The organism is Aurantimonas sp. (assembly GCF_964217435.1).
Classification (GTDB): domain Bacteria; phylum Pseudomonadota; class Alphaproteobacteria; order Rhizobiales; family Rhizobiaceae; genus Aurantimonas; species Aurantimonas coralicida.
Genome location: NZ_CAXPJM010000022.1, coordinates 92,719 through 109,135, shown reverse-complemented (window position 1 = coordinate 109,135; position 16,417 = coordinate 92,719). Strand labels below are relative to the sequence as shown.

At 68.0% G+C, this 16,417-nt stretch carries 13 protein-coding genes; 6 read left to right on the top strand and 7 right to left on the bottom strand.

What is annotated here, in order from left to right; translation table 11 throughout:
• Position 1: 1 nt before the first annotated feature.
• The 3 genes from ACEQX1_RS09770 to ACEQX1_RS09760 are packed head-to-tail and all read left to right on the top strand — an operon-like array spanning position 2 to position 3,540.
• Positions 2–1,492: a CpaF family protein gene (locus tag ACEQX1_RS09770; RefSeq protein ID WP_370196780.1), complete on the top strand. Its 1,491-nt coding sequence runs from the start codon at positions 2–4 to the stop codon at positions 1,490–1,492.
• Positions 1,492–2,499: a type II secretion system F family protein gene (locus ACEQX1_RS09765; protein WP_024351603.1), complete on the top strand. Its 1,008-nt coding sequence runs from the start codon at positions 1,492–1,494 to the stop codon at positions 2,497–2,499. Before ACEQX1_RS09770 ends, ACEQX1_RS09765 begins: the two co-directional genes overlap by 1 nt.
• A gap of 54 nt (positions 2,500–2,553) precedes the next feature.
• Entirely contained in the window at positions 2,554–3,540 is a 987-nt protein-coding gene (locus ACEQX1_RS09760) for a type II secretion system F family protein (RefSeq protein ID WP_370194676.1), read from the top strand.
• Positions 3,541–3,838: 298 nt separating this feature from the next.
• Here the strand turns inward: ACEQX1_RS09760 and ACEQX1_RS09755 are convergent, their stop codons facing one another.
• Positions 3,839–4,684, bottom strand: coding sequence for a tetratricopeptide repeat protein (locus ACEQX1_RS09755; protein ID WP_024351605.1), 846 nt, complete (start codon positions 4,682–4,684; stop codon positions 3,839–3,841).
• A 105-nt stretch (positions 4,685–4,789) separates the two neighbouring features.
• Between ACEQX1_RS09755 and ACEQX1_RS09750 the strand changes: the two genes are divergently transcribed.
• From ACEQX1_RS09750 to ACEQX1_RS09740, 3 genes are all read left to right on the top strand, one after another.
• Complete coding sequence (locus tag ACEQX1_RS09750) at positions 4,790–6,199, top strand: M17 family metallopeptidase (RefSeq protein ID WP_370196779.1); 1,410 nt, start codon at positions 4,790–4,792, stop codon at positions 6,197–6,199.
• Positions 6,200–6,277: 78 nt separating this feature from the next.
• Entirely contained in the window at positions 6,278–7,159 is an 882-nt protein-coding gene (locus tag ACEQX1_RS09745) for a C40 family peptidase (RefSeq protein ID WP_370194679.1), read from the top strand.
• Positions 7,160–7,355: 196 nt separating this feature from the next.
• Complete coding sequence (locus ACEQX1_RS09740; RefSeq protein WP_370196778.1) at positions 7,356–9,563, top strand: methyl-accepting chemotaxis protein; 2,208 nt, start codon at positions 7,356–7,358, stop codon at positions 9,561–9,563.
• Positions 9,564–9,661: 98 nt separating this feature from the next.
• Here ACEQX1_RS09740 and ACEQX1_RS09735 read toward each other — a convergent pair whose 3' ends face one another.
• The 6 genes from ACEQX1_RS09735 to ACEQX1_RS09710 form a co-directional block, all read right to left on the bottom strand.
• Entirely contained in the window at positions 9,662–10,603 is a 942-nt protein-coding gene (locus tag ACEQX1_RS09735) for a 2-hydroxyacid dehydrogenase (RefSeq protein ID WP_370195114.1), read from the bottom strand.
• 3 nt (positions 10,604–10,606) lie between these two features.
• Positions 10,607–11,266, bottom strand: a complete 660-nt coding sequence (locus ACEQX1_RS09730; protein ID WP_370195112.1) for an NUDIX domain-containing protein — start codon at positions 11,264–11,266, stop codon at positions 10,607–10,609.
• On the bottom strand, positions 11,263–12,930 hold the full coding sequence (locus ACEQX1_RS09725; protein ID WP_228239944.1) for an ABC transporter ATP-binding protein: 1,668 nt from the start codon (positions 12,928–12,930) through the stop codon (positions 11,263–11,265). Before ACEQX1_RS09725 ends, ACEQX1_RS09730 begins: the two co-directional genes overlap by 4 nt.
• Positions 12,931–12,953: 23 nt before the next feature.
• Positions 12,954–13,955 carry a cation diffusion facilitator family transporter gene (locus ACEQX1_RS09720; RefSeq protein ID WP_370195110.1) on the bottom strand — a complete coding sequence of 334 codons (1,002 nt, stop codon included), beginning with the start codon at positions 13,953–13,955 and terminating at the stop codon, positions 12,954–12,956.
• A gap of 79 nt (positions 13,956–14,034) precedes the next feature.
• A complete protein-coding gene (locus ACEQX1_RS09715; protein WP_188077088.1) occupies positions 14,035–15,159 on the bottom strand; it encodes an ABC transporter permease in 1,125 nt (374 codons plus the stop codon).
• A gap of 110 nt (positions 15,160–15,269) precedes the next feature.
• Entirely contained in the window at positions 15,270–16,403 is a 1,134-nt protein-coding gene (locus tag ACEQX1_RS09710; protein ID WP_024351614.1) for a microcin C ABC transporter permease YejB, read from the bottom strand.
• Positions 16,404–16,417 lie beyond the last annotated feature (14 nt).

Below are 16,417 nucleotides of genomic sequence, written 5' to 3'. Positions count from 1 at the left end.
CATGTTCGGCAAACGCGGAAGCGAGCCTCGCAGCAATCCCGGCATGGGTCTGACCTCGACCCTGCCGAAGCCGTCGGCCGCGCCGGTCCCGGCGCCCAAGCCGCGCGAGCCCGTATCGCGGGCGCCCGCCACGCCGCCGCCGGCGGCAGCGGCGCCGCGGGAAGCCGCCGCGAGCGACAATTCCGCGGCCGTGCGGCCGGACAGCTATTACGCCCGCAAGGCCGAGGTCTTCGCGGCGCTGATCGACACGATCGACCTGTCGCAGCTCGCCCGCCTCGATGCCGAGAGCGCGCGCGAGGAAATCCGCGACATCGTCAACGACATCGTCGCGATCAAAAGCTTCGCCATGTCGATCTCCGAACAGGAGGACATGCTCAGCGACATCTGCAACGACGTCCTCGGTTACGGACCGCTGGAGCCGTTGCTGGCGCGCGACGACATCGCCGACATCATGGTCAATGGCGCCCGCCAGACCTTCATCGAAGTCGCCGGCAAGGTGCTGGAGACCAATGTCCGCTTCCGCGACAACCAGCAGCTCCTGAACATCTGCCAGCGCATCGTCAGCCAGGTCGGCCGGCGCGTCGACGAGACCTCGCCGATCTGCGACGCACGCCTGCCCGATGGCAGCCGCGTCAACGTCATCGCGCCGCCGCTGTCCATCGACGGCACCACGCTGACCATTCGTAAGTTCAAGAAGGACAAGCTCACCCTCGACCAGCTCGTCCAGTTCGGCGCGATCTCGCCGGAGGGCGCGCAGATCCTGCAGATCATCGGCCGGGTCCGCTGCAACGTGGTCATCTCCGGCGGTACCGGCTCGGGCAAGACGACGCTTCTGAACTGCCTGACCCGCTATATCGACACCGACGAGCGGATCATCACCTGCGAGGATTCGGCCGAGCTGCAGCTCCAGCAGCCCCATGTCGTGCGCCTGGAAACCCGTCCGCCCAATATCGAGGGCGAGGGCGAGATCACCATGCGCGATCTGGTCAAGAACTGCCTGCGCATGCGGCCCGAACGCATCATCGTCGGCGAAGTGCGCGGACCGGAGGTCTTCGACCTCCTGCAGGCGATGAACACCGGCCATGACGGCTCGATGGGCACGATCCACGCCAACTCGCCGCGCGAGTGCCTGAACCGCATGGAATCGATGATCGCCATGGGCGGCTTCTCGCTGCCCTCGCGCACCGTCAAGGAGATCATCGTCGGCTCCATCGACGTGATCGTCCAGGCCGCGCGCCTGCGCGACGGGTCGCGCCGCATCACCCACATCACCGAAGTGCTCGGCATGGAGGGCGACGTGATCACCACGCAGGATCTGTTCGTCTACGACATGACCGGCGAGGACGCCCAGGGCCGGATCATCGGCCGGCACCGCTCCACCGGCATCGGCCGGCCGGCCTTCTGGGACCGGGCGCGCTACTACAACGAGGAGCAGCGCCTTGCCGCCGCCCTTGACGCGTCGGGCGCCGACGAGCCGGCGGGGATGCTGTAATGAGCCCGGCCGGCGTCATCCTGTTCATTCTGTTCTCGACGATCGCCGCCGGCGCGCTCGCCTTCGCCTTTCTGCAGCCGCGGATCGCCAAGGAACGCAAGGTGGAGAACCGGCGTGCGCAATATACGCGCGACGACACCGAGCGGCGTTCGCTGAAGGTCGCCCGCGACCGGCTGAAGGAGCAGGACAAGCGCCGCAAGACGATCCAGTCGTCGCTGAAGGAGCTGGAATCGCGCCAGAAGGAGCGCGACAAGCACACCGGCAAGCTGACCCTGCAGCGCCAGCTCGAACAGGCCGGCTGGACGATGAGCGTCAAGCAGTTCGTGCTGCTCAGCATCGCCATGGGCTTCGTCAGCCTGTTCGTGGCGGCGATCTTCGGCGCGCCGTTGCTGCTGCTGATCGGTGCGGTCGTCGTCGGCGGGCTCGGCCTGCCGCGCTTTCTCCTGTCGCGGGCGCGCAAGAAGCGCTTCCAGAAATTCGGCGAGGAGTTTCCCAACGCCATCGATCTGATCGTGCGCGGCGTGAAATCCGGCCTGCCGCTGAACGACACGCTCAGGATCGTCTCCGGCGAGACGCTGGAGCCGGTGCGCAGCGAGTTCCGCAAGATTATCGAGAGCCAGCAGATGGGCGTGCCGATCTCCGAGGCGGTCGAGAAGCTCTATCGCAACATTCCGACGCCCGAGGCGAACTTCTTCGCCATCGTCATCGCCATCCAGTCGCAGGCCGGCGGCAATCTGTCGGAAGCGCTGGGCAACCTGTCCAACGTGCTGCGCGACCGCAAGAAGATGCGGGCGAAGGTGCAGGCGATGTCGATGGAGGCCAAGGCCTCCGGCGGCATCATCGGCGCGCTGCCGGTGGTCGTCGCCAGCCTCGTCTACATCACGACGCCCGACTACATCTCCGTCCTCTTCACCTCCGGCACCGGTCATCTGATCCTGGCGATCTCGGGGCTGTGGATGGCGACCGGCGTCTTCGTGATGAAGAAGATGATCAGCTTCGATTTCTAAGGGCCGACCGGCGCCGCTCAGAAGGCGCAGCCGAAGCGGAAGGTGCAGACGAGTATGGATATGTTCGCGCTCATCGGAGTGTCCCCGGCGGTCGCCGCCAGCGTGGTCATGGCGATCGCGGTGTTCACCACCTTCATCGCCATCGCCATGCCGATGCTCGCCGGCAACCAGCTGAAGAGCCGGATGAAGGCGGTGGCGCTGGAGCGCGACGAGATGCGGGCGCGCGAGCGGGCGCGCATGGCGGCTGAGAACGAGCGCGGTCGCTCGGGCCTGCGCCAGCAGGACAGCAAGGGCGTCGCCAGCCTCGTCGTCGAGCGTCTCAACCTGCGCACGGCGCTGGCCGACGACAAGACCGTGACGAGCCTGCGCAATGCCGGCTATCGCGGCCAGCGACCGCTGACCCTGTTTCTGTTCGCACGCGCCGTCCTGCCGCTGCTGATGTTCGCCCTGGCGCTGTTCTACGTCTTCGGCCTCGGCCTCCTCGACACGCACCCGACGATGATGCGCATCGCGATCTGCCTCGGCGTCGCCTATGTCGGCTTCGTTGCGCCGATCTTCTTTGTGAAGAACCGTGCTACCAAGCGCCGGCTGTCGATCAGCCGTGCCTGGCCGGATGCCCTGGACCTGCTGCTGATCTGCGTGGAATCGGGCAATTCGATCGAGGCGGCCTTCCGCCGGGTCGCCGAGGAGATCGGCATCCAGTCGATCCCGCTTGCCGAGGAGCTGGTGCTGGTCTGCGCCGAGCTGTCCTATCTGCCGGACCGCAAGGTGGCCTATGACAATCTGGCCACCCGGACCGGCCTCGACGGCGTGCGCACGGTCTGTACGGCGCTGGTCCAGGCCGAGCGCTACGGCACGCCGCTGGGCACCGCGCTGCGGACGCTGTCGCAGGAAAACCGCGACCAGCGGATGAACCTCGCCGAGAAGAAGGCCGCCGCGCTGCCGCCGAAGCTCACCGTGCCGATGATCGTGTTCTTCCTGCCGGTGCTGTTCGCCGTCATCATCGGCCCGGCGATCATCAAGGTCATGGCCGTCCAGTAGCGGCACCGCCAGCAGGGCGCCCGGCGCCAGCCGGACCGTGTCGGGCCGCGCCGTGGAGCCCGCCTCGCAGGGCGCCGACCGGACCTTCATGACCGCGCGGGGGGCAATCCCGGAGCATTACAGCGAAGGGACGGCGCAACGCCGGACACATGAAGCTCGGCCACGCCTGTCCGGCTTCCCTGTTCGCGGCGGACAAGGCCGGGGTGGACCGCAGCGGCCGTCAACGCAAAAAGGGCGCACCCCGAGGATGCGCCCTTTCTCGTGTCTTCGACCTGTCAGCGTGAGGCGGTGGGGCCGATCAGTTCTCGGCCTTGTCCTTGTCCTTCAGCATCGCCCAAGTGTTCTGCTGGGCGAGCATCGCCTTGAGGAAGGCGACATTGGCTTCCGCCTCGGCCGGCGGCAGTTCGCTGCTGGCGATCTTCTCGGCCTCGTCGAAGCGGCCCTGCAGGCCGACGACCAGCGCCAGGTTCTGGCGCACGCGGCTGTCGCTGCCGGGCTGGGAAGCGGCGGAGCGCAGATAGGATTCGGCCGACTTCAGATCGTTGCCGAGAAGGTAGGACATGCCGAGATTGGACAGGATCGTCGGCTCGTTCGGCTGCATGTCCAGCGCCTTGCGATAGAGCGTGCGCGCCGGAACCTGCTGGCCCATCTGGTCGAGGATGGCACCCTCGGCAGAATAGAGCCGCCAGTCGGGATAGTCCGGGGTCTGGGCGCGGCGGATGGTCTCCAGCGCCTTAGGCAGGTCGCCAGCGGCGGCCAGCGCCTTGCCGTAGGCCGCGAGGACGTCGCGATCTTCCGGATGAGCGATCGCCATCTGCTGCATCACCGCCAGCGACTGGTCGTTGCGTCCGGCCATCTGCAGGGCGGCGGCATAGGAAAGGCCGGTGGGCTTGTTCTTGGGATCACGGTCATAGGCGGCGCCATAGGTGCGCACGGCCGACTGCAATTCGGTGGTGTTCATCTGGGCCACCGTGCGGCCCTGCTGCGCGGGGCGCTGGATCGAGCCGGTGGTCTCGTTGGATACGGAGCCGCAGCCCTGAGTTACCATCAGGGCGAGGCATGCGCCCAGGAGTAGCCCCTGTTTCGCACGGCGTCCCGAACTAGTTCCGCGCCCGACCATGATCTGCTCCTGTTCCGCCTGCATGTCGGCCGCATCGAAAACGGGACGGCCTTCGACGGTAAGAGTATTTCGTTAACCCTAATGACCGGTTAATGCCGGTCTCAGGACGCAAACCTCAGGACACGCCCCATGCCGATCACCCTTGCCAGCGACAATACCGCGACCGCCCTGCCTGTCTGGACGGCGACAAGCGACGGTCTCGACGACCTGCCGGAGGCGGCGCGGCGCTGGGCCAAGGCGACGCGGTTCGACGCCGGCGCCGGCCAGGTGCTGCTGGTGCCGGATGCCGACGGGGCGACCGCCGGCGCCGTTCTCGGCCTCGGCAAGGCCGCCGGAACGGGGGAGGAGGCGGCCGCGCGCCGGACACTCGCCGCCGGTGCGCTGGCGACCCATCTGCCGGCGGGCGAGTGGCAGCTTGCCGAGGGCGCCGATCTCGACGGATCGCTGGCGACACTGGCGGTGCTTCTCGGCGGCTATCGCTTCGATCGCTACTGCACCGGGCGCAAGGACGAGGACGCGGCGGCCGTCATCCGCTTCGCGCCGCCCAGCGACGTCGACGCCGCCGAGGCGCAGGCGCTGGCGGCCGGCGTGTCGCTGACCCGCGACCTCATCAACACCCCGACCAGCGACATGGGACCGGCCGAACTGGAAGCGGCGGCCCGGACGCTGGCCGATGCGTTCGGCGCGGCGGTGACGACGATCGAGGGTGACGCGCTGCTTCAAGAGAACTTCCCGATGATCCACGCCGTCGGCCGGGCCAGCGCCTCGGCGCCGCGCCTGATCGACCTGCGCTGGGGGCGGGCGGACGCGCCGAAGGTGACCCTCGTCGGCAAGGGCGTCTGCTTCGACACCGGCGGCCTCGACATCAAGCCGGCCTCGGGCATGCTCCTGATGAAGAAGGACATGGGCGGAGCGGCCAACGTGCTGGGCCTCGCCCACATGATCATGGCCTGCGGGCTCGATCTGCATCTGCGGGTGCTGATCCCGGCGGTGGAGAACGCGATCTCGGCCAACGCCTTCCGTCCCGGCGACATCCTGCACAGCCGCAAGGGCAAGACGGTGGAGATCGGCAACACCGATGCCGAGGGCCGCCTGGTGCTCGCCGACGCCCTGGCGCTGGCCGACGAGGAGGCGCCGCAGCTCCTGATCGACATGGCGACCCTGACAGGTGCGGCCCGCGTGGCGCTCGGGCCCGACCTGCCGCCCTTCTTTACCGACGATGACGGCTTCGCCGGGGATCTTGCCGCGGCGAGCATGGCGGTGGCCGACCCGGTCTGGCGGATGCCGCTCTGGGCGCCCTATGCTGCTAACCTTTCCTCACGGGTCGCCGACATCAACAATGTCACCAGCGACGGCTTCGCCGGTGCGGTGACGGCCGCCCTGTTCCTGCAGGGCTTCGTGGAGAAGGCAGAGAGCTGGTCGCATTTCGATGTCTATGGCTGGCGCGCCAAGGCCAGCCCGATCGGCCCCGTCGGCGGCGAGGCCCATGCCACCCGTGCCCTCTTCCAGGTGCTGAAGGCACGCTTTCCGCGGCGCTGACGGCTTGGCACCACAGGCGGTCGGCCCGAGCGGGCCGGTCGCATTGTCTCCGTTTCGCACAGCAAGGCAGACGCGTTCATGACCGGCTCCCTCGATCCCCGCCTCAACGCCGTGCGCCCCGATCTCGCCGACCGCCGGCTCGAGGGGCAGGTCACGGCCGACCGCTTTGTCGAGGGTGTTCCGCGCCGGATCATCGCGGCGCTGGCGCCGGTCCGGCGGCATCCGGCGGGCAATGCGCCGCTCGATACCGAGGCACTGTTCGGCGAGGCGGTCAGCGTCTTCGACGAGGACGACGAAGGCTGGGCCTGGGTCCAGCTCCAGAATGACGGCTATGTCGGCTATGTACCGAGCGCGGCGCTGGGCCTGCCCGGGGCCGCTCCGACGCATCGGGTCTGCGTTCCGCGCACGCTGGTCTTTCCCGGCTACGACATCAAGCTGCCGCCGCTGCACGACCTGCCGATGGGCGCGGCCCTCGCGGTGGTCGGTGCCGGGCAGGACCATAACGCCGCCTATGCCCGGATCGAGCCGGCGGGCGCGGTCGTCCTCCAGCATCTGGAGCCGGTCGCCAGCGCCGCTGACGACTATGTCGCCATCGCCGAGCGCTTTCTCGGCGTGCCCTATCTGTGGGGCGGCAAGAGCGCGTCGGGCATCGACTGTTCGGGCCTCGTCCAGATCGCCTGCCAGATGGCCGGGGTCGACGCGCCGCGCGACACCGACATGCAGGAGCGCGCCCTCGGCACGCGGGTTGCCGGCGTCGAGGCGCTGCAGCGCGGCGATCTGGTCTTCTGGAAGGGGCATGTCGGGATCATGCTCGACGGCGCCCGGCTTCTGCACGCCAACGCGCATCACATGCTGACGGCGATCGAGCCGCTGATGGAGACCATGTCGCGCTTCGAGGAGCGGGGCATTGCCGTCACCAGCGTCAGGCGATTGCGGCCCGCCGCTGCGGTCCACGGCTGATCCGCGCCCGGCTGCGGCCGCGGCGAGGCATGGCGCGCCGCCGCCGCAGTATGTCAGGAATCGCAATGGTTTGGCCGGCTTACGAAGCGCTGAAAACCTGGATGGTTAAGGCGTTGTTAAGCAGCGCAGCCTAGACGCATGGATTGCCGCGTTCGCCCTCCCCGAACGTCTTTGATGCCATAGGACATGCCCTGCCGTGCAGCTCTCGGACCTGAAGATTTCCACCCGTATCGCCGCGATCGCGGCGGTCAGTATCGCCGGCATGCTGGCTCTCGCTGCCATCTTCGTCACCGACCAGAGCATCCGGTCGGACTATGCGGCGGTGATCGACAGCGCGCGTGACGCCGAACGCGTGACGCAGCGCATCGAGGTGGACTTCCTGCAGGCGCGGCGCGCCGAGAAGGACTTCTTCCTGCGCCGGACCGAGGCCGATATCGCCAAGCACGCCGCCGTCCGCGCCCGTCTCGCGGACGCGTTCCAGAACCTCTCCGATCGGTTACAGGCGGGCGGTCTGAGCCGTCTGGCCGGCGAAGCGGAGGCCATGCGCCGCAGTTTCACCCGCTATGGCGAGCTGTTCGAGCAGGCGGCGGCGGTCAATCGTTCGCTGGGTCTCGACGAGAATTCCGGCTTGCAGGGCGCGCTGCGCACTGCGGTCCACGATCTCGAAGCCGAACTGAGCGAAGTGGGCAATCCCTCGCTGCAGGTGATGATGCTGATGCTGCGCCGGCACGAGAAGGATTTCATCCTTCGCGGCGACCTCAAATATGTCGAGCGGCTGAACGCCCAGGCCAGCGACCTGGCGAGCGTCGGCCCGGCCGCCTTCGGTTCGGTGCAGACGCGCGATGCGGTGCTGGCCGACCTTGCGACCTACACCGGCAATTTTGCCGGCTATGCCGAGGCGATGGCGGCGGAAGCAGCCCTGCGCGAGGAGCTGAGCGCCGTCTTCGCCGAGGTCGAGCCGCTGTTCCAGACGATCCTGTCGGGCGTGGCGGCGACGCGCGTCGACGCCGAGGCGGCCAGTGCCGCGGCCTCGTCGCTGGCCCTCAAGATCGTTCTGGCTCTGGCGGCCTTGCTGACGCTGATCATCGCGGCGACGGTCCTCGTCGTCGGCCGGTCGATCGCCACGCCAATCTCGGTCACCGCCGTCGCCATGCGCGACTTCGCCGCCGGCGACATGACCGCCCGCGTACCCGACGGCGACCGCAAGGACGAGATCGGCGACATGGTGAAGGCCCTCCTGTCGTTCCGCCGTTCGGAGGAGCAGAAGCGTGCGATGATCGCCGAACGCCAGGAAGCAGAGCGTCTGGGCCTGGAACAGCGGCGCAGCGCCGAGATCGATGCGGCGGAGACGGCGCGCCAGGCGTTCATCGCCGGCATCGCGCCGGCCTTCCGGGCGCTGTCGGAGGGCGATCTCACCGCCCGCCTCGACCGGGCCCGCATGGCGGGCTTCGAGGAGATCTGCGATCTCTACAACCAGTCCGTTGCCACGCTGGAGGAGACCGTCGGGGGCGTCGTCAATGCGGTCGGCTCGATCCGCATGGGGCTGGGCGAGATCACCACCGCCTCGAACGACCTGGCGCATCGCACCGAGCAGCAGGCGGCCAGCCTCGAACAGACGGTCGCAGCGCTCAGCGTGGTGACGCAGGCGGTCAACGATACGGCAGAAAGCGCCGGCAAGGCACAGCGCGTCGCCTCGGACGCCCGGGGCAAGGCCCAGAAGGGCGGCGAGGTCGTCGGCAAGGCGGTCGCGGCCATGGGGCAGATCGAGCAGTCGTCCGAGAAGATCAACTCGATCATCTCGGTCATCGACGAGATCGCCTTCCAGACCAACCTGCTGGCGCTGAATGCCGGCGTCGAGGCAGCGCGGGCCGGCGAAGCGGGCAAGGGCTTTGCCGTCGTCGCCCAGGAAGTGCGCGGGCTCGCCCAGCGCTCGGCGGAAGCCGCCAAGGAGATCAAGACGCTGATCGCGACGTCCCGCGAGCAGGTCGGCACCGGTGTCGAGCTGGTCACGGCGTCCGGCAAGTCGCTGGAAGAGATCGTCACCGAAGTCAGCGCCATGGCCGAGGTCATTTCGACCATTGCGTCGAGTGCTCGCGAACAAGCGACGAGCCTGCGCGAAGTCTCGGGTGCGGCCGACCAGATGGACAAGGTCACCCAGCAGAACGCCGCCATGGTGGAAGAGGCGACGGCAGCCAGCCAGACGCTGGCCAAGGACGCCGATGCGCTGGATCAGCTCACCGGCCGCTTCCGCACCCGGTCTGAGACTGGCCGGCAGGCACGCCCGTCGCGATCGCGCCCGGCGGCCCCCAAGGCGCCCGTCGTTCAGATGCGCCAGACCGGCCGTGGCGGTGCTGCGCCTGCACGCAACACCGCGCCGCAGAGCGAGGGCTGGGAAGAGTTCTGAGCCTTGTCACCGGGCGGCTCGGGCCGCCCCGACGCGCAGTCGAACGCCGGGCAGGGGTTTTCCCTTGTCCGGCGTTTCCGTTTGCGCCTGGCGGTCGGTCAGTAGCCGGCGGTGCGGTCGACGACGCCGCGCAGCGGCTCGCCGCGCTCATGGGCCGCGATCTGGCGCATGACGGCGGGGGCCAGCGCATCCGGGTCGGAGACCGCCGCCGCATGGGGCGTGACGAAGACCCGCGGATGGCGCCAGAGCGGATGATCGGCCGGCAGCGGCTCGACATTGAAGACGTCGAGCGAGGCTTCCATCAAAGTGTCCTGCTCCAGCGCCTCGAGGATCGCGGTCTCGTTCTGCAGGCCGCCGCGACCGGCATTGATCAGCACCGGACCGCCGAGCGGCGTGCGGCGCTTCAGGCGCGACAGGAACCCGGCGTCGATGATGCCGCGGGTCTCGGCGGTCAGCGGCAGCAGTACGACGACGATGTCCGAGGCCGCCAGGAAGCCATCGAGCCCGTCCTCGCCGGCGAAGGTCTCGACGCCTTCGGCCGATTTGGCGGTGCGGCTCCAGCCGGCGATGTTGAAGCCGAGGGCCTGCAGCTTTCCGGCCGCGTCGCGCCCCAGTTCGCCGAAGCCCATGATGCCGACGGTGATCTCTCTTGCGGCCGGCTGCAGGCGCTCGTGCCAGATCGTCTGGGCCTGCTGGGTGCGATAGGCGCGCCCGCGGCGGAAATGATCGAGCACCCGCCAGACGACATATTCGCTCATCCGCGCGGTGAGATCGTCGGCGACGATGCGGACCACCGGCACGTCGGGCAGGGCCTTGTCGGCGAAGATGTGATCGACGCCCGCACCGAGCGAGAAGATCGCCTTCAGGTTCGGCAGGCCTTCCAGAAGACCCGGCGGCTGCTTCCACACGACGGCGTATTCGATGGCCGGGTCAGCCGAATGGGCCGGCTCCAGAACGATGTCGCGGCCGCTATCGGCGGCTTCCAGGGCGGCGCGCCAGCGCTTCGGATCGAAGCCGGTGACGGAGAGGAGAATGGTCATGGATCAGTCCTCCGGGCCATCGAGCGTGCCGAGCAGCGCCTGGGCCCGCGAGCGGCCGAGCCGCGCGAACCAGTGGGCGCAGGCGATCAGATAGCCGTTCTCGACCCGCCGGTCGTCGACCGCGGCGACGAGATCGTCGACCCTGGCGAGGATCGGCCGGATGTCCTCGTCCTCGTCGGCATTGCCGGCCGAGGTCGCAAGGTTCGACGCGTCGACCAGCGCCAGGAAGATCGTCGCGTGCTCGTCGGTGAGGCCGGGCGCGGCCAGCATCCGGAAACAATCCTCGACGGCCTGCGGGACGAGGCCGGTCTCCTCGGTCAGCTCACGCCGGGCGGCGGCCTCGATGCTTTCGCCCGCATCGACCATGCCGGCCGGCAGCTCCAGCGCCGCGCCGCATTCGGTCTTCAGCGCGGCAGCCAGGCGGAACTGGCGGATGACCACGATGGAATCCAGCACCGGATCGTAGGGGATGACGACGACCACCGAGCCGGTGTGCAGATATTCGCGCCGCACCGGGCCGACCATCCCTTCGCCATCGAGGCGGGCATGGCGCAGGGTCGCCACCTTGAAGTCGCGGAAGCCCCCATGCAGCAGCTCGTCGCTGACGAGCTCCGTCTCGATCGGCTGGTCGTCGAGCCTGTCGCGGTAGTGACCTGTACTCATTGCGATACAATTCCCGTCGGTGCGGCCTTGATGTCGAAGGCGGCGGCCATCAGCGCCTTGGTATAATCGGTCTTCGGGTTGTCGAAGATCTCGTCGGACGGTCCCCGCTCCACCACGCGGCCGTTGCGCATGACGATGACCTCGTTGGCCAGCGCCCGCACGACGCGCAGATCGTGGCTGATGAAGAGATAGGCCAGATTGTGCTTCTTCTGGAGGTCGCGCAGCAGGTCGACCACCTGGGCCTGCACGCTCATGTCGAGGGCCGAGGTCGGCTCGTCGAGCATGACGAAGCGCGGATTGAGGACCATGGCTCTTGCGATCGCCACGCGCTGGCGCTGGCCGCCGGAAAATTCGTGCGGGAAGCGGAAGCGGGTCGCCGGGTCGATGCCGACCTCGTTCAGCGCGGTGACGACGCGGGCGTCGCGCTCGCTGGCCGACAGTTTGCGTTCATGGATCTCCAGCCCCTCGGCGACGATGTCGGCGATGGGCATGCGCGGCGAGAGCGAGCCGAACGGGTCCTGGAAGACGATCTGCATGCGCTCGCGCAACGGCTTCATCGCCTTGAAGGAGCGTTCGTCGATGCGTTCGCCGTCGAAGCGGATCTCGCCGGTCGAGCCGATCATCCGGGTGAGCGCCAGGCCCAGCGTGGTCTTGCCGGAGCCGGATTCGCCGACGACGCCGACGGTCTGGCCGGCGCGCACGGTGAGGTCGATGCCGTCCACGGCCTTCACATGGTCGGTGGTGCGCCGGAAGAAGCCGGTCTTGATCGGGAACCAGACCTTCACGTCTTTCGCTTCGACGACCGCCGGGGAATTGGCGTTGGCCGCCGGCGGCTGGCCCTTGGGCTCGGCGGCGAGGAGATGCCTGGTGTAATGGTGCTCGGGCGCCTCGAAGATGCGCTTGGTGGGGCCTTCCTCGACGATCTTGCCCCGGTACATCACGCAGACCCGGTCGGCGATGGCGCGCACGATGCCGAGATCGTGGGTGATGAACAGCATCCCCATGTTCTGGCGGGTCTGCATGACCTTCAGAAGTTCGAGGATCTGCGCCTGCACCGTCACGTCGAGGGCGGTGGTGGGCTCATCGGCGATCAGCAGATCCGGCTCGTTGGCGAGTGCCATGGCGATCATCACGCGCTGGCGCTGGCCGCCGGAGAGCTGGTGCGGATAGGCGTCGAGCCGCTTCTCCGGATCGCGGATGCCGACCTGCCGCATTAGCTCGAGTGTACGTTCCTGCGCCTGCTTGTCGCGCATGCCGCGATGCAGCTTCAGGACCTCGCCGATCTGCCGCTCGATCGTGTGCAGCGGGTTGAGCGACGACATCGGCTCCTGGAAGATCATCGAGATGCGGTTGCCGCGGACCTTGCGCAGGTCGCGCTCGTCGTCGTCGATCAGGTTCTGGCCGTCGAACATCACCCGGCCCTCGCCGGGATGGCTGGCCGCCGGATAGGGCAGCAGCTTCAGGATCGACAGCGCCGACACCGACTTGCCAGAGCCGGATTCACCGACCAGCGCGACGGTTTCGCCCCGGCCGATGGAGAAGGAGACGTTGTCGACGGCGAGCTGCGTCTTGCCGCCCTGGGTGAAGGCGACCGACAGATTCTCGACGGACAGCAGTGTGTCCTGCGGTGCGGGGGGCTGGGCGATATTGGCGGTCGGGCTCAAGCGTTGAAATCCTTGTTCCGGCGTCATCGCGGGGACGTGGCGGCCGCGCCTCGGGCGGGCATGTGACATGGGGCGGCGGTCGGTGCTCCGCCATGATGGTCGCGGCCGTCGTCGGCGCAGACGCCGCGCTCGATCTCGACGGTCGCATGGTGGATGGCGAAGCGCTGGCGTAGTTCGGCCTTGATGGTACGCACGACGGCCGTGCCGTCGGCTTCTTCGTGGATGCAGGCGTGCAAAGTGGCCATCGTGCGTTCCGGCGTGATCGACCAGGCGTGAACGTGGTGGACCTCGTGCAGGTCCGGCACCGCGGCGACCAGATGCGGCGCGATCTCAGCGATGTCGACGTCGCCGGGCGCGCCTTCGAGCAGCACATGGCCGGCATCGCGCACCAGCCGCCAGGCCGAAACGAGGATGATCACCGAAACCAGCACCGACAGGATCGGGTCGATCGGCGTCCATCCGGTCCAAAGGATGACGACCGCGGCGAGGATCGCCGCCACCGAGCCGAGAAGATCGCCGAGGACATGCAGCACCGCGCCGCGGATGTTGAGATTGTCGCGGTCGGCGCCGTGCAGGACGAGGAAGACGCCGATATTGACCGCAAGGCCGGCGACCGCGACCGCCATCATGGTGCCGCCGAGGATCGGGCTCGGCGCCTGCAGCCGGTGCCAGGCCTCGTAGATGATGAAGGCGGCGATCAGGAACAGGGCAAGGCCGTTGACGAAGGCGACCAGCACCTGGAAGCGGTCATAGCCGAAGGTGCGGCGCGCATCGCTGGGCTTGCGGGCCAGCCGGAAGGCGAACCAGCCAAGCGCCAGGGCGGCGAAGTCGGTCAGCATGTGCCCGGCATCGGCGAGGAGCGCGAGCGAGCCGGAGACGAGACCGCCGATCACCTCGGCGACCATGAAGGCGCCGGTCGCCACCGCCGCGATGGCGATCCGCCTCTCGTTGGCGCCCCCGGCGTGGCCGGCAAAGCCGTGCGCATGGTCGTGGTTGCCGTGGTGATGTTGGGAATGATCGCTCATGCGAGAGGCTCCGGCCGGCGGCTGGAGCCGCCCCGGCGGCATCCACCGACGGAATGCGACGCCCCCCGCGGTCCCCGCATCACCCGAAGCTCTTGCGGGGGTCGAAGGCATCGCGCACCGCCTCGCCGACGAAGACCAGCAGCGACAGCATCAGCGAGATCACGAAGAAGCCCGAGAAGCCCAGCCAGGGCGCCTGCAGATTGTTCTTGCCCTGGGCCAGCAACTCGCCGAGCGACGGCGAGCCGGGCGGCAGGCCGAAGCCGAGGAAGTCGAGCGAGGTGAGGGTGGTGATCGAGCCGTTCAGGATGAAGGGCAGGAAGGTCAGCGTCGCCACCATTGCGTTCGGCAGGAGGTGACGGGTCATGATCGTCCAGTCGCCGACGCCGAGGGCCCGGGCGGCGTTGACGTATTCGAAATTGCGGGCGCGCAGGAACTCGGCCCGCACCACGCCGACGAAGGCGACCCAGGAGAACAGCAGCATAATGCCGAGCAGCACCCAGAAGCCGGGGGGCAGGATCGCGGCGATGATCAGCAGCAGGTAAAGGACCGGGATCGACGACCAGATCTCGATGAAGCGCTGGAACAGGAGATCGAGCCAGCCGCCGAAATAGCCCTGCACCGCGCCGGCGGCGACGCCGATCACCGCCGAGGCCGCGGTCAGGATCAGGCCGAACATCACCGAGATGCGGAAGCCGTAGATCAGCCGCGCGGCGACGTCGCGGGCCTGGTCGTCGGTGCCCAGCCAGTTCATGTTGCCGAAGGTGCAGTTCGGGTCCTCGGCGCCGAGCGGATAGCGCTGGCAGCGCTCCTCCTTGGTGAAGGTCCAGGAGGGGGCGGAGGGCGCCGGCGTCGGAATGGCGTTGTTGACGGTCTGGTAGGAGTAGCGGATCGGCGGCCAGATCGCCCAGCCATTGGCGTCGATCTCGTCCTGCACGAAGGGGTCGCGATAGTTCGTCACCGGCAGGAAGCCGCCAAACACTTCCTCGGGATAGTCGACGACGATCGGGTAGTAGAATTCGCCCTTGTACTCGACCAGCAGCGGTCGGTCGTTGGCGACGAGTTCGGCCAGCCCGGTGATCACGAACAGGACCAGGAAGATCCACAGCGACCAGAAGCCCCGCCGGTTGGCGGTGAAGTTCTGCCAGCGGCGGCGGTTCAGGGGCGACAGGCGCGGCCGCTTCGTCGTCTCCGATTCCGGCGCCATCTGGGCGATGCCGGCGGTCTGCTCGCGCGCAATGTCGGCGGCGCGCTCGTCCGGCAGTGTCGGATCACGTTTTTCAGCGGCGAGGCGGTCCTTCTGTGCGTCGTCCATCGTCACACCTCCCGCTTCTCGAAGTCGATCCGCGGATCGATCCAGGTGTAGGTGAGGTCGGAGAGAAGGGTCGTCACGAGGCCGAGCAGGGAGAAGATGTAGAGGGTGCCGAACACGACCGGATAGTCCCGCTGGTAGATGGATTCGAAGCCGAGCAGGCCGAGTCCGTCGAGCGAGAAGATCGTCTCGATCAGCAGCGAGCCGGCGAAGAAGGCCGAGATGAAGGCGCCGGGGAAGCCGGCGACGATGATCAGCATGGCGTTGCGGAAGACATGGCCGTAGAGCACACGCCGCTCCGACAGGCCCTTGGCGCGGGCCGTCGTGACGTATTGCTTGCGGATTTCGTCGAGGAAGGAGTTCTTGGTCAGGAGCGTCGTCGTGGCGAAGGCCGACAGCGACAGGGCGATCAGCGGCAGCGTCAGGTGCCAGAAATAGTCCGGGATGGTCTGCGTCACGCAGCGGCCGAGATCGCCGGCCGGCGACCAGACCGCGCACCAGTCGCCGCGCACCCCGTCCGACAGGAGGCCGCGCAGCGGGAACCAGTCATAGAAGGATCCGCCGGCAAACAGCACGATGAGAATGATGGCGAAGAGGAAGCCGGGGATCGCATAGGCGACGATGACGACGCCGGAGGTCCACACGTCAAAGCGCGAGCCGTCGGTCAGCGCCTTGCGGATGCCGAGCGGGATCGAGATCAGATAGGACAGCAGCGTAATCCACAAGCCGAGCGAGATCGACACCGGCATCTTTTCGAGGATCAGGTCCCAGACGGAGACCGAGCGGAAATAGCTGTCGCCGAAATCGAAGCGGACATAGTTCCACAGCATCATGCCGAAGCGCTCCAGCGGCGGCTTGTCGAAGCCGAACTGCTTTTCGAGCCGCTCGATGAAGGCCGGGTCGAGCCCCTGCGCGCCGCGATAGCCGGAATTGTCGCTGCCGCCGCTCGAGCCTGAGCCGAAATCGCCGCCGCCACCGGACACCCGGTCCATGGCGCCGCCGGCTTCGCCCTGCAGGCTGGCGATGACCTGTTCGATCGGCCCGCCGGGCGCGAACTGAATCACCAGGAACGAGATCGCCATGATGCCGACGAGGGTCGGGATCATCAGCAGGATGCGGCGGAGGATATAGGAGCCCATGGGCGGGTGATCGT

Bases quoted from the DNA above. Each gene is read 5' to 3' on its own strand.
- ACEQX1_RS09770 (WP_370196780.1), top strand. From the start codon at position 2: ATGTTCGGCAAACGCGGAAGCGAGCCTCGCAGCAATCCCGGCATGGGT.
- ACEQX1_RS09765 (WP_024351603.1), top strand. From the start codon at position 1,492: ATGAGCCCGGCCGGCGTCATCCTGTTCATTCTGTTCTCGACGATCGCC.
- ACEQX1_RS09735 (WP_370195114.1), bottom strand. From the start codon at position 10,603: ATGACCATTCTCCTCTCCGTCACCGGCTTCGATCCGAAGCGCTGGCGC.
- ACEQX1_RS09715 (WP_188077088.1), bottom strand. From the start codon at position 15,159: ATGGCGCCGGAATCGGAGACGACGAAGCGGCCGCGCCTGTCGCCCCTG.
- ACEQX1_RS09755 (WP_024351605.1), bottom strand. From the start codon at position 4,684: ATGCAGGCGGAACAGGAGCAGATCATGGTCGGGCGCGGAACTAGTTCG.
- ACEQX1_RS09710 (WP_024351614.1), bottom strand. From the start codon at position 16,403: ATGGGCTCCTATATCCTCCGCCGCATCCTGCTGATGATCCCGACCCTC.
- ACEQX1_RS09750 (WP_370196779.1), top strand. From the start codon at position 4,790: ATGCCGATCACCCTTGCCAGCGACAATACCGCGACCGCCCTGCCTGTC.
- ACEQX1_RS09720 (WP_370195110.1), bottom strand. From the start codon at position 13,955: ATGAGCGATCATTCCCAACATCACCACGGCAACCACGACCATGCGCAC.
- ACEQX1_RS09745 (WP_370194679.1), top strand. From the start codon at position 6,278: ATGACCGGCTCCCTCGATCCCCGCCTCAACGCCGTGCGCCCCGATCTC.
- ACEQX1_RS09760 (WP_370194676.1), top strand. From the start codon at position 2,554: ATGGATATGTTCGCGCTCATCGGAGTGTCCCCGGCGGTCGCCGCCAGC.
- ACEQX1_RS09730 (WP_370195112.1), bottom strand. From the start codon at position 11,266: ATGAGTACAGGTCACTACCGCGACAGGCTCGACGACCAGCCGATCGAG.